A 10,782-nucleotide genomic window follows, 5' to 3' on the forward strand; every position below is an offset into this window, starting at 1 on the left:
GCCTTGTTGCGAACCGGCCTATTTGCCCCCAGGCACCTAGACTGGCAAACGGCAAGCGCGGACGACTTCACCCTTCCACCGGCCGGTGCTTGCCCGGCTGGCGGTCATACAAAGGGGCCCTGCTGTGTTGGCAGGGCCCGGGGGCATTACTCTTCGTCCACCACGTTCTGGTAGCCTTCGGCATCCAGCAGGTTGGCCAGCTCGCTCTCGTCATCGAGCTTGATGCGGAACAGCCAGCCAGCGCTGTAGGGGTCGGAGTTGACCAGCTCGGGGCTCCCTTCCAGCTCTTCGTTGACGGCAATGATCTCGCCGCTCACCGGGCTGTAGATGTCGGAGGCCGCCTTGACCGACTCGGCCACGGCGCAGTCGTCACCGGCACTCACCTGCTTGCCAACGATCGGCAGCTCGACAAACACCATGTCACCCAGCAGCTCCTGGGCGTGCTCGGTAATACCGACCACGGCTTCGCCGTTGGCTTCAACACGGATCCACTCGTGGGAAGTGGCATATTTCAGTTCGCTCGGGATATGGCTCATTTGTGCTTCCTTTGATCTTTGAGTCGCGTTTAAAAACGAATATGAAAAGGGATGGGGGAGGCACTGCCCTCCCCCAAGACGGTATTAAGCCAGCTTCTGGCCGTTACGGACGAAAGCGGGCTTGGTGACCTTCACGGTGACCAGCTTCTTGCGGATCTCCACCTCAGCCAGCTCACCGATATCGCGGGGCACCCGCGCCAGGGCAATACTGTAGCCCAGGGTGGGGGAGAAAGAGCCGGAGGTGATCACACCTTCCCGCTTCTCACCGTTTGCCGCAGTGAAGGTAACGGGCATACCGGCCCGCAGCACCCCTTTCTCTTCCATCACCAGACCCACCAGCTTGGGCTGGTTGCCTGCCGCTTTCTGCGCTTCCAGCACGTCGCGGCCGATGAAGTTGCGATCGCTCGGCTCCCAGGCGATGGTCCAGGCCATGTTGGCGGCGAGTGGAGAGATTGACTCGTCCATATCCTGACCATAGAGGTTCATCCCCGCTTCGAGGCGCAGGGTATCGCGGGCACCGAGGCCGCAGGGGGCGACGCCGTTATCAAACAGCGCTTGCCACAGCTCGCAGGCTTTCTCTTGCGGCACCACGATTTCATAACCATCCTCGCCGGTGTAACCGGTAGTGGCGATAAAGAGGTCGCCAGCCTGTACGCCGAAGAAGGGTTTCATCCCCACCACGGCGGTACGCTGGGCGGCGCTCAGCACGGCTGCGGCCTTGACCTTGGCGTTGGGGCCCTGCACCGCAATCATCGCAAGCTCGGGACGCTCGGTCACGGTGATATCGAAATCGATGGCGTGATGGCGGATCCAGGCCAGATCCTTCTCGCGGGTAGCGGAGTTGACCACCAGCCGGTAGAAGGTATCGGTGAGGTAATAGGTGATGAGGTCATCGATCACGCCGCCTTCCGGATTGAGCATGCCGCTGTAAAGGGCCTTGCCAGGGGCAGTGAGTTTGGCCACGTCGTTGGCCAGCAGGTGTTGCAGAAAGGCTTTGACCCGTTCGCCGGTCAAATCGACGATGGTCATGTGGGAGACATCGAACATACCGGCATCGCTGCGCACCGCGTGGTGCTCTTCCAGCTGGGAGCCGTAGTTGATGGGCATTTCCCAACCGTGGAAGTCCACCATCTTGGCGCCGGCTTCCAGGTGTTTGGGATGCAGTACAGTAGTCTGGATCATCGCATTCTTTCCTTAGCAAAAAGCCTTTTCGCTTTGGCGGCCACCCTTGCGACCCGCGCCACCGCACTGACTGCACTGCGTGCAACAAAAAGCGACCGGATCCAAAAGTGTGTGCTCGCTCCTGCCCTTGCCAGGCAAGAGGGATTCCTTGAACGGAGCGGATTATATGACAAGCAGGCGAGCGTGCCGCTCAAAAAAAACTAATCCCCTCACGTAAAACTGACTCCAGACACTAAGATAAATGCAGTGATAAAAACAGCCATAAGCCGACTCAGGCGAGATTAAATTTTGATTTTTACCGTTTCGTCACAATTTGCAGAAAAACGTTTCGCTCCAGAGCAAAATTAAAGGCTGACACCCAAAACGGGTCATCAGCCTTGTCGGATTACTTTTGTTGTCAAAAACGGCGAGTAATATTAGTTTTTTTCACCCTTGGCCTGCATGGCACTGCCCTTGGTCGCAGCAACAGCCCAGTCAGGACGGGCCAATGCGGGCAACTCTCCCTCCAGCCCCATGGCGGCGCGGATCACCCCCTCCTTGAAAGGCGTCAGCAGATTGGCCGCGCGCAATCCCACGCCCCGCACCAGCTTCTTGAGCGGGTTGGCCCCGCTGAACAGCCGCTTGAGCCCCTCCATTGCAGCTAGCATGCGAGCCGCTTCGCTCTTGCGCCAGCGCTCGTAGCTGCGCAGGTTGGCGAGCAGGCCGATATCCTCACCCGCGGCATGATTTTGCAAGATCTGCTCCGCCAGCGCGGCAGCATCGAGCAGGCCAAGGTTGACCCCCTGCCCCGCCAGCGGGTGGATGGTATGGGCGGCATCCCCCACCAGCACCAGCCGCTCGCGAGCAAAGTCGCGGGCATAGCGGGCGGTGAGGGGAATGGCGCTGCGCGGCCCCTCCACCTTGCACAGACCGAGCCGGGCATCGAAGGCGGCGGTAAGCTGGCGATTGAACTGCTCGTCATCGCAGGCACAGAGCGCCTCGGCACGGGCCGCCGGTAGCGACCAGACGATGGAGCAGAGGTTATCCTGCCACAGCGGCAAAAAGGCGAGCGGGCCATCCGGGGTGAAGATCTGGCGAGCAACCGCTTCATGGGGTTCGGCGCAGCGCACCGTCGCCACCAGCGCGTGGTGGCCGTAATCCCAACTGGTAAGGGGAATGTCGGCCTGACGGCGCACCCAGGAGTGGGCGCCATCGGCGGCTACCACCAGTTTGGCCGAGATGGCCTGACCATCTTCAAGGAGCAGCAGGGCGCCCGCCGGGCCGCTCTGCAGGCTCTTGGCTCTGGCGGGGGTCAGCAGCTGGATATTGCTGGCACCTTCAATGGCTTCGAGTAGTGCCATTTGGATCACCCGATTCTCGACGATGTGGCCGAGGTTGGCCTGACGCAGGCTGGCGGCATCGAAGTCGATATGGCCGAAACTGTCCTGCTCCCACACCGCCATCTTGTCGTAGGCCTGCAGGCGGCGCGCTGCAATGCCGTCCCAGGCGCCGACATGGCGCAGGATCTGCTGGCTGGCCAGACTCAGGGCGCTGACCCGGTTATCGGCCACCTCCCCCAGCTGCGGATCGGGCAGTTGCCCCTCCACCACCAGCACCTTGAGGGCGCTATGTTTCAAGGCCGCAGCGAGCCCCAACCCCACCATGCCACCACCGACAATCACCACATCCACATTTTGCATCTGCATCATCTCATCCTTTCAGGGCTGACCGGCGAGGGGACGCCCGCAGGCATCACCTCTTTATCAATAGGTTTTGCTCAACGAATGGCGGCCACCATCTTCCGGTCAACAGGTTCCACTCAACAAGTGCTGACTAGTTGCCGCACACATCAGCGACAAAGCCCAGGGTGCGCGAGGCAAGCGGCGCCTTGAGGCACGGGAATCGCCCCATCAGGGTGAGCGCCAGATTGCGCCCCGCCACCAACGGATCGTGACCATTGGAGAAGAGCTGGGCCAGCGAAGAGGTAAGCCAGACGGTCTGCTCCTGATCGCGCTGACGCTGCTGCCAGTAGCCACTCAGTACCTTGAAGCTGCCGATATCCTCCCCCTCTGCCAACGCCTTGGCTACGGCGCCGGTAAGCAGGTCGAGATCCCGCATCCCGAGGTTGAAGCCCTGTCCGGCGATAGGGTGCAGGGCGTGGGCGGCATTGCCCACCAGCACGGTGCGCTGGGCCAGCGGGTAGTCGCAGGCGGTCAGAATGAGCGGATAGACGTTACGCACGCCGCATCGCTCGAAGCGACCGAGCCGCCAGCCAAAGGCCTGCTGCAGACGGGCAAGAAACGCCGCCTCATCGAGGGCCATCAGCTCATCCACCTCATGCTGCCCGACGCTCCATACCAGCGAGGAGAGTCCCTCCTGCATCGGCAGCAGGGCCAGCGGCCCCCCTTCGGTAAAACGCTCGAAGGCGCGTCCCTCAGGGTCTTGCGCCGTTTTGACCGTGGCGATGATGGCGTGCTGCTCAAAGTCGTGGCGGGTCAACGGCAACTTGAAGTGCTGACGCACAAAGGAGTTGCCGCCGTCTGCTGCCACCAGCAGGCGGGTCTCAATCTGTTCACCGCTCTCGAGGGTGAGGGTCACCTTCTCCTCATCGGGCACAATCTCGCTCACCCGTGCCGGACAACAGACCCGGATATTGGGCGAGGCCGCCATCGCCCGTTGCAGCTCATAGCCGGCAGCTGCAAGCTCTATCACTTGGCCCAGAGCAGGCAGACCGTATTCAGCGGCCGACAGGCGAGCCTGACCGAAGTGGCCCCGATCCGAGACATGGATCTGGGTAATGGGGGCGCAATGGGGGGCAAACAGCGGCCAGAGTCCGCATCGCAACAGCGCATCACAAGTACCAGCCGAGAGCGCAATGGCGCGGGCGTCGAACCCTGAATGGGTGTGCTGTTCGGGGACGCTTGCCTCCAGCAGCAGGATGTCGAGAGGCGAGCCGTCCGGCTTGCGCAGGGCCGCCAGCGAGAGGGCCAGCACGGCACCGCTCATGCCACCGCCGACCAGGGTGACATCGACCTGTCGCACATCAGATTGAGACATAAGCAGAGAGGAAGAAGTGAAAAAGGTGGCCTCATGCTATCACAAAGCCGCTGGCCGAATGCGAGGTCACCGGCAAAAAAACGGTTGCGCCTCACAGGGTTAGCCACCACAAGGGAATAAAAAAGAGCGCCATCAGGCGCTCTTGCAGATTCAGTAAGGGTCGCGTTGACCCGCACCTCAATGAAGGGTCGGCGGCGCGCTCGGGGTATCGGGGCGCTTGCCAAACTCTTCGAAGGCCATCATGACCCCCAGTTTGACGTGTTCGTAGAGCACCAGGAAGGAGGCTTCGTTCTCGTCATCTTCCTGATCGAACTCGGCAGAGACCTGAGTGATGCTGGCGATATCCTGGATCATCTCCTGCAGCTCTTCCGACGCGCGGGAGAGCTCCTGTTGCACCACGCCGAAACCGGCCAGAAACGCCTGTGACCAGTCCACCAGCGAATCGATGCGCTCATCAAGGGGAGCATCATCGCTTGGCAGCAGCAGCTCGACGCCTTTCTGGGCCATCAAACTCTCGACCACATTGTGATAAAGGTCTGTCATCACCTGGCGCACCGGGGCTGGCAGACCGAAACCATCGTTCACCAAATCATTGAAATGGGGTACCCAACTCTTCTCATCCAGTGCCACACCGCCACACACCAGACCGCAGATCACACCATGTGCCTCGACTGCACTGGCCATCAGCTCATGCTGCTCCATGATGTCGGCCACAGCCGCATATTTAAGGGGGGTTATTTTGCTCATAGAGGATCCGCTCAAAGTTCAGGCAAGTTTGCAGAATTAGTGGTCAGGATCCTAGCATTCTCCCTCTTGCAGAGCCAGCAAGGCCTTGAAACTTATGCATCTGCGCTATATAGTCCCGCCCAGTTGTCCACGTGGATAAAGGCGGATATCAGCTCCGCCGTATTGAGGAAGGCATGAGCACAGAGGCCGTAGAAATCGTCATTTTGGGACGTCCCTACAAGGTATCCTGTCCCCAGGGACAGCAGGATGCCCTGCGCCAGGCCGCCGAGCAGCTGACCGACAAGTTGATCGACCTGCGTCAACGTTCCAAAGTCTCCAGCAACGAGCAATTGGCTATCATGGCGGCGCTCAATTTCTGCCATGAGCTCTGCCTTGAAAAAGAGAAGAACCACCAATACTCTGAGACCATGGACAAGCGGATCAAGATGCTGCAGCGCACCATCGAAGCGGCCCTGATCGAGCACGGACAATATGGTGATTCCAGCGAAGAGGGGCAGCAGCCCTAATCGCAAACCGTTTTAAAATTCCCTGGGATGTTTGTCAGCCGGTTCAAGTCCCCGAGCCGATATTCATACCAAACAGGGGATCTGCCTTCTGGCTATTGAGCATGCTCGGCACGACCGAGAAGCCTGCGGTCAGATCCGATCCCCGCCTTGAACCGACGGTTCAAGGGCCCAAACCGGCAACGGCATCTCGGGGTACCAACAGCAAAAGCCCGTCACCAGCGTGACGGGCTTTTTCTTTTCCTGATGATCAACGAACCCTACCCCTTTCAGAGCTGAAAAAATGCCCCGGATGAAAAGATCACCCGGGGCATCACCGCATTCACTGTGCAGGCTGTGTTAACGCAGCCAGTCGCATTAGCGCTTTTATTTGACCAGCAACAGATTCTCCTGCTGGCGGGAGGCTGTCACCAGAACCGGGATGGACTTGGAGGTGGGGGTAAACGAGCCGGCGCCGATACTGTCGATGGGCACCAGCGGATTGGTCTCCGGGTAATAAGCCGCGATATTGCCACGCGGGATCTCGTAGATCACCACCACAAAACCCGTCACGCTGCGCTCGCGCCCATCGTTGCAGATGGCCTCCATGTCGACCCGATCCCCTTCGGCAAAGCCAAGCTGGCGAGCATCCGCCTCGTTCATGAACACCACGTTGCGCTGGCCCTTGATGCCGCGATAGCGGTCATCCATACCGTAGATAGTGGTGTTGTACTGATCGTGAGAGCGCAGGCTCTGCAGCAGCAGTACCGGCTGATCCGCCATCTGTTCGGCATGGCGGGTACACTCCGGCAACACTGATTGCGGCAGGGTACTGGCGCGAAACTCAGCACTGCCGCTGGCAGTATTCCAGGTCAGCAGCGCTGCGGAGTTATCGAGATGGAAACCGCACGGCTGCTGGATGCGGGCATTGAAATCGGCAAAACCGGCGATGGTCTGCTCGATAAGATCACGGATACGGGCATAGTCATCGCGCAGAGCCAGCCAGTCGACCCGCTCGCTGCCCACGGTGGCATGAGCCATCCGCGCGACTATGTCGGTCTCGGAGAGGCAGAGCGGCGATACCGGCTCGGCTGCGCCGGTCGAGGCGTGCACCATGCTGAAGGTGTCCTCCACCGTGATCTTCTGGTTGCCCGTGCGCTGGATATCGAGCTCGGTGCGGCCGAGGCAGGGCAGGATCAGCGCCGCCTTGCCCACCTGCAGATGGCTGCGGTTGAGCTTGGTGCTGATCTGCACGTTGAGCTCGGCCTTTTTCATCGCCCCATAGGTGAAGTCGGTATCGGGTGCCGCTGCCGCCAGGTTGCCGCCCAAGCAGATGAGTACTTTGCTCTTGCCCTCATCCAACGCCTTGAGCGCTTCGTACACGTTGTGGCCACGGGCCCGCGGCAGGCTCACCTGCAGGTGACGCTCGAGCCTGTCGATAAAGGCAGCGGTCGGCTTTTCGTTGATACCCATGGTGCGGTTGCCCTGCACGTTGCTGTGGCCCCGTACCGGACAGAGCCCCGCCCCCGGCTTGCCAATCTGGCCGCGCATCAGGTGCAGGTTGACGATTTCACGAATGGTATCGACCGAGTGCAGATGCTGGGTCACCCCCATGGCCCAGCAGCTGATGATACGCTGGCTGGCGGCAAAGACCCGGGCCGCCTGCACTATGTCGGCACGAGTCAGGCCGGACTGCAGCTCGATCGCCGCCCAGTCGGTGGCACGCACCTGCGCCTCGTACTCGGCAAAGTGGCGGGTGTGGCGGGCGATGAAATCGCGATCCACCGCCTCCGGCGCCTCTTCTAGGATGTACTTGGCCATGCCGCGGATGGCGGCCATGTCACCACCCAGTTTCGGCGTCAGGTATTGGTGGCTGATGGTAGTGGCCGCCGGGGTCAGCAGTTCAAGCGGGCTCTGCGGGCTAGCGAAGCGCTCCAGCGCCACCTCTTTCAAGTTGTTGAAGCTCACGATCTTGCAGCCGCCACGCGCCGCCTGGCGCAGGGCATTCATCATGCGCGGGTGGTTGGTACCCGGATTCTGGCCATAAACGAACACCGCATCGGCCTGGTCGAAGTCATCCAGCACCACAGTCCCCTTGCCGATGCCGACCGACTGGATCAGCGCTACCCCGCTCGCCTCATGGCACATGTTGGAGCAGTCAGGGAAGTTGTTGGTGCCAAACAGGCGGCCAAACAGCTGATAAAGATAAGAAGCTTCGTTGCTGGCACGCCCCGAGGTGTAAAACTCCACCTCGTCCGGGCTATTCAGCCCCTTGAGAGTGTCGGCAATCAGGGAGAAGGCGTCGTCCCAGCTTACCGGCTCGTAGTGATCGGTCGCCGGGTTGTAGCGCATCGGCTCGGTCAGCCGCCCCTGATACTCGAGCCAGTAGTCGCTCTGGGTTGCCAGCTGGCGCACCGAGTGGGCGGCGAAAAACTCGGCACCTACCGTCTTGCCGGTAGACTCCCAGGCCACCGCCTTGGCGCCGTTTTCACAAAACTGGAAGGTGCCGTGGTCGTTGTCACCCCAGGCACATCCCGGGCAGTCGAAGCCGTCGGTCTGGTTGACCCGCAGCAGGTTCTTGATGTTCTGACGGGTCTTCTGGCTGCGCAGCACCTGTTTCATGGTGGATTGCAGGGACGAAAAACCGCCGGCTTTGGCGGGCTTTTCAATATGACTCATGGCACTCTCCGATGGGATCCGCCGGGCGATAGCTCGAATAGCTGACCGGGGCATCAAACTTGGGAATATGAACGACGTTGAGGTTGTATTTGAGGGCCAGCCTGACCGCCAGCTGGCTGGGCGATGCCAGACAGATAAGATGACGGGCACCGAAACGGGCGGCTTTTTGCACCAGCTCACTGCCGCAGCGGCTGGTCACCACCAGGGTGTCGCACGCACTTTGCTGACGCAGCAGCAGGCCGATCAGCTTGTCGAGGGCATTATGGCGCCCGATATCTTCCCGGCAGTGCAGGATCCGCCCCTCGGCATCCAGCGCCAGCGCCGCATGCAGGGCGCCGTACTGCTGTCCCTTGAGCTGCCACTGGGCGATCTGCGCACGCAGCCCCGCCAGCCAGGCCCCATCCAACGGCGGTGTCAGCGGCAGCACCGACAGTGCGGGCAACGCCTGCTCTACCGCCGCTACGCCGCAGATGCCGCAGCCGGTCACCCCGGTCAGCCGACGCTTGTGTTCGGCCAGAGCGGCCATAGAGCGGTTGGCGATGGTCACATCCAGCACAATACCCTGTTCGGCTGACGCGATCTCAATGTCGTGGACTTCGTGGTTATGCCGGATGATCCCCTCGCCAAACAGAAAGCCGACGGCAAAATCGTCGAGATCGTCCGGGGTCGCCATCATCACCGCGTGGTTGATGCCATTGATGTTGATGGCGACGGCTACCTCTTCCACCAGATGATCCAGTGACGGCAAGTTGGCGGGGGTTGCGACGGGAGAATGGGCAGGCATGCAGGTTGGCCTAAAAATGCAAACTGCATTCAAGTTTAGAGAGGCGACTAACGCAAAACCAATGAAATAAATCTATATCCTGATAGAGTTGTTCTATCGAAGATGTTTTTTCAATTGATTAATTCTTCAATAGCCGGTTCCACTGCCTCCACTACAACCAGATGAATATCAAGCAACTTCACTACTTTCACGAGCTGGCCAAACACCGGCATTTTGCCAAAGCGGCCAAAGCCTGCCACATCACCCAGCCCACCCTCTCGGCCAGCATTACCGCGCTGGAAAAGAGTGTCGGCACCGATCTGGTGGTACGCACCAGCCAGTTTGTCGCCCTGACCGAGGCTGGCGAGCTGGTACGCCAGTATGCCGAGCGGATGTTGCTGGAGCAGGAGGCGCTCAAGCAGGAGCTGGCGCTGTTTCAGGGCGAACTCTCCGGCACCCTGCGTATCGGCATCGTGCCCCAGTCCAATCTCGACATCATGCCGTTTATCGCCCGCTGCAAGCAGCGCTATCCCGATATCGTCATTCGCCTGTCGGTGCTCAGCAACGAAACCCTGTTATCACAGCTGGAGCTGCATCAGTGCGATATCGGACTGGGATTTGATGAGCCCGCCGGCGGAGTTGGCCGACGCGCCTTTCATGTCTATCCGCAAGGCGCCAACCAGATGGCGGTGCTGATGAACCGTGACGAAGCGGATCAGTACCCGCGCAGCGGCGACATTGCATTTGCGGAACTGCAGCAACAGCCGCTGGTGCTGCCCAGCCGCACCATGCAATTTCGTCAGTATCTGGATCGCGCCGCCGAGCAGGGGGGAACCTCGCTCAACGTGGTACTGGAGACCGACTCGCTGTTCCATCTGGTCAGCGCCGTACGCCACCGGCTGGGCTGGGCCATCGTCAGCGCAGGCCTTGCCCGCTCTGCCAGCAAACTCTCGGATCTCGTTTGCCTGCCACTCGCTCCGCTGGAGAATATCGGCCATACCGCCTTTCTGACCCGCCAGCAAAGCATCACCCCTGCCATGCGTGCCTTTCTTGAGCTGGTGGCAGAAGGTGAACCGGCAAACGCACCTTGACGCAGGCCGAGCGGTAAACCTCATCCGGTTCTGGCAAAGAAAAAGCCCGCCAGAAGGCGGGCTTTCAGAGAGCAAGCGCGGGCATCAAATCGCCATCTGCTCGTGCGGCGAGCCGTGGTGGCGCAGCCAGACAAAACTCAGCGCCACGATCAGCACCATCAGGGTCATGATGACCCCCAGAGTCACCTGCCCGGTCATCGGGAAACCGGCCGCCAGCAGGGTCACCACACCGGCTCCCAGATTCTGCATCCCGCCGAGAATGGCAC

10 protein-coding genes, 1 other RNA gene and 1 pseudogene are annotated in these 10,782 nt (G+C 60.6%); 4 read left to right on the forward strand and 8 right to left on the reverse strand.

Going from position 1 to position 10,782, the window contains the following annotated elements:
- Positions 1-146 precede the first annotated feature (146 nt).
- Both gcvH and gcvT read right to left on the reverse strand, forming a co-directional pair.
- On the reverse strand, positions 147-536 hold the full coding sequence (gene gcvH, locus ACRAUW_RS00940; RefSeq protein WP_042013249.1) for a glycine cleavage system protein GcvH: 390 nt from the start codon (positions 534-536) through the stop codon (positions 147-149).
- 84 nt (positions 537-620) lie between these two features.
- The gene (gene gcvT, locus ACRAUW_RS00945; RefSeq protein ID WP_431360793.1) at positions 621-1,718 is read right to left on the reverse strand and encodes a glycine cleavage system aminomethyltransferase GcvT; all 1,098 of its coding nucleotides are present in this window, start codon (positions 1,716-1,718) and stop codon (positions 621-623) included.
- Between gcvT and ACRAUW_RS00950 the strand changes: the two genes are divergently transcribed.
- Positions 1,695-1,922, forward strand: a complete 228-nt coding sequence (locus ACRAUW_RS00950; protein ID WP_431360794.1) for a hypothetical protein — start codon at positions 1,695-1,697, stop codon at positions 1,920-1,922. The genes gcvT and ACRAUW_RS00950 overlap by 24 nt on opposite strands.
- A 212-nt stretch (positions 1,923-2,134) precedes the next feature.
- On the opposite strand, the gene ACRAUW_RS00955 is transcribed toward ACRAUW_RS00950, so the two are convergent.
- From ACRAUW_RS00955 to ACRAUW_RS00965, 3 genes are all read right to left on the reverse strand, one after another.
- Positions 2,135-3,403, reverse strand: coding sequence for an FAD-dependent 2-octaprenylphenol hydroxylase (locus tag ACRAUW_RS00955; RefSeq protein ID WP_431360802.1), 1,269 nt, complete (start codon positions 3,401-3,403; stop codon positions 2,135-2,137).
- Positions 3,404-3,530: 127 nt separating this feature from the next.
- Positions 3,531-4,754 (reverse strand): 2-octaprenyl-6-methoxyphenyl hydroxylase, encoded by a 1,224-nt coding sequence (gene ubiH, locus ACRAUW_RS00960; protein ID WP_431360795.1) that lies wholly within the window; start codon positions 4,752-4,754, stop codon positions 3,531-3,533.
- 177 nt (positions 4,755-4,931) lie between these two features.
- On the reverse strand, positions 4,932-5,501 hold the full coding sequence (locus tag ACRAUW_RS00965; RefSeq protein ID WP_431360796.1) for a UPF0149 family protein: 570 nt from the start codon (positions 5,499-5,501) through the stop codon (positions 4,932-4,934).
- A 173-nt stretch (positions 5,502-5,674) separates the two neighbouring features.
- Between ACRAUW_RS00965 and zapA the strand changes: the two genes are divergently transcribed.
- Positions 5,675-6,007: a cell division protein ZapA gene (gene zapA, locus ACRAUW_RS00970; protein ID WP_431360797.1), complete on the forward strand. Its 333-nt coding sequence runs from the start codon at positions 5,675-5,677 to the stop codon at positions 6,005-6,007.
- Between the two features lie 16 nt (positions 6,008-6,023).
- Positions 6,024-6,205, forward strand: a non-coding RNA gene (ssrS, locus tag ACRAUW_RS00975) — 6S RNA.
- A gap of 165 nt (positions 6,206-6,370) precedes the next feature.
- Here the strand turns inward: ssrS and ACRAUW_RS00980 are convergent.
- Positions 6,371-8,662, reverse strand: a complete 2,292-nt coding sequence (locus ACRAUW_RS00980; RefSeq protein WP_431360798.1) for an FdhF/YdeP family oxidoreductase — start codon at positions 8,660-8,662, stop codon at positions 6,371-6,373.
- Positions 8,649-9,446, reverse strand: coding sequence for a formate dehydrogenase accessory sulfurtransferase FdhD (gene fdhD / locus ACRAUW_RS00985; protein WP_431360799.1), 798 nt, complete (start codon positions 9,444-9,446; stop codon positions 8,649-8,651). The genes ACRAUW_RS00980 and fdhD overlap by 14 nt, the downstream gene beginning before the upstream one ends.
- Before the next feature lie 161 nt (positions 9,447-9,607).
- Between fdhD and ACRAUW_RS00990 the strand changes: the two genes are divergently transcribed.
- Entirely contained in the window at positions 9,608-10,516 is a 909-nt protein-coding gene (locus tag ACRAUW_RS00990; RefSeq protein WP_431360800.1) for a LysR family transcriptional regulator, read from the forward strand.
- Between the two features lie 84 nt (positions 10,517-10,600).
- On the opposite strand, the pseudogene ACRAUW_RS00995 reads toward ACRAUW_RS00990, so the two are convergent.
- A pseudogene (locus ACRAUW_RS00995) lies at positions 10,601-10,782 on the reverse strand (multidrug efflux MFS transporter EmrD); the annotation flags it as partial.

Source organism: Aeromonas sp., assembly GCF_050633025.1.
Taxonomy (GTDB): Bacteria; Pseudomonadota; Gammaproteobacteria; order Enterobacterales; family Aeromonadaceae; genus Aeromonas.

Bases quoted from the DNA above. Each gene is read 5' to 3' on its own strand.
- gcvH (WP_042013249.1), bottom strand. From the start codon at position 536: ATGAGCCATATCCCGAGCGAACTGAAATATGCCACTTCCCACGAGTGG.
- ACRAUW_RS00950 (WP_431360794.1), top strand. From the start codon at position 1,695: ATGCAGTACAGTAGTCTGGATCATCGCATTCTTTCCTTAGCAAAAAGC.
- gcvT (WP_431360793.1), bottom strand. From the start codon at position 1,718: ATGATCCAGACTACTGTACTGCATCCCAAACACCTGGAAGCCGGCGCC.
- ACRAUW_RS00955 (WP_431360802.1), bottom strand. From the start codon at position 3,403: ATGCAGATGCAAAATGTGGATGTGGTGATTGTCGGTGGTGGCATGGTG.
- ubiH (WP_431360795.1), bottom strand. From the start codon at position 4,754: ATGTCTCAATCTGATGTGCGACAGGTCGATGTCACCCTGGTCGGCGGT.
- ACRAUW_RS00965 (WP_431360796.1), bottom strand. From the start codon at position 5,501: ATGAGCAAAATAACCCCCCTTAAATATGCGGCTGTGGCCGACATCATG.
- zapA (WP_431360797.1), top strand. From the start codon at position 5,675: ATGAGCACAGAGGCCGTAGAAATCGTCATTTTGGGACGTCCCTACAAG.
- ACRAUW_RS00980 (WP_431360798.1), bottom strand. From the start codon at position 8,662: ATGAGTCATATTGAAAAGCCCGCCAAAGCCGGCGGTTTTTCGTCCCTG.
- fdhD (WP_431360799.1), bottom strand. From the start codon at position 9,446: ATGCCTGCCCATTCTCCCGTCGCAACCCCCGCCAACTTGCCGTCACTG.
- ACRAUW_RS00990 (WP_431360800.1), top strand. From the start codon at position 9,608: ATGAATATCAAGCAACTTCACTACTTTCACGAGCTGGCCAAACACCGG.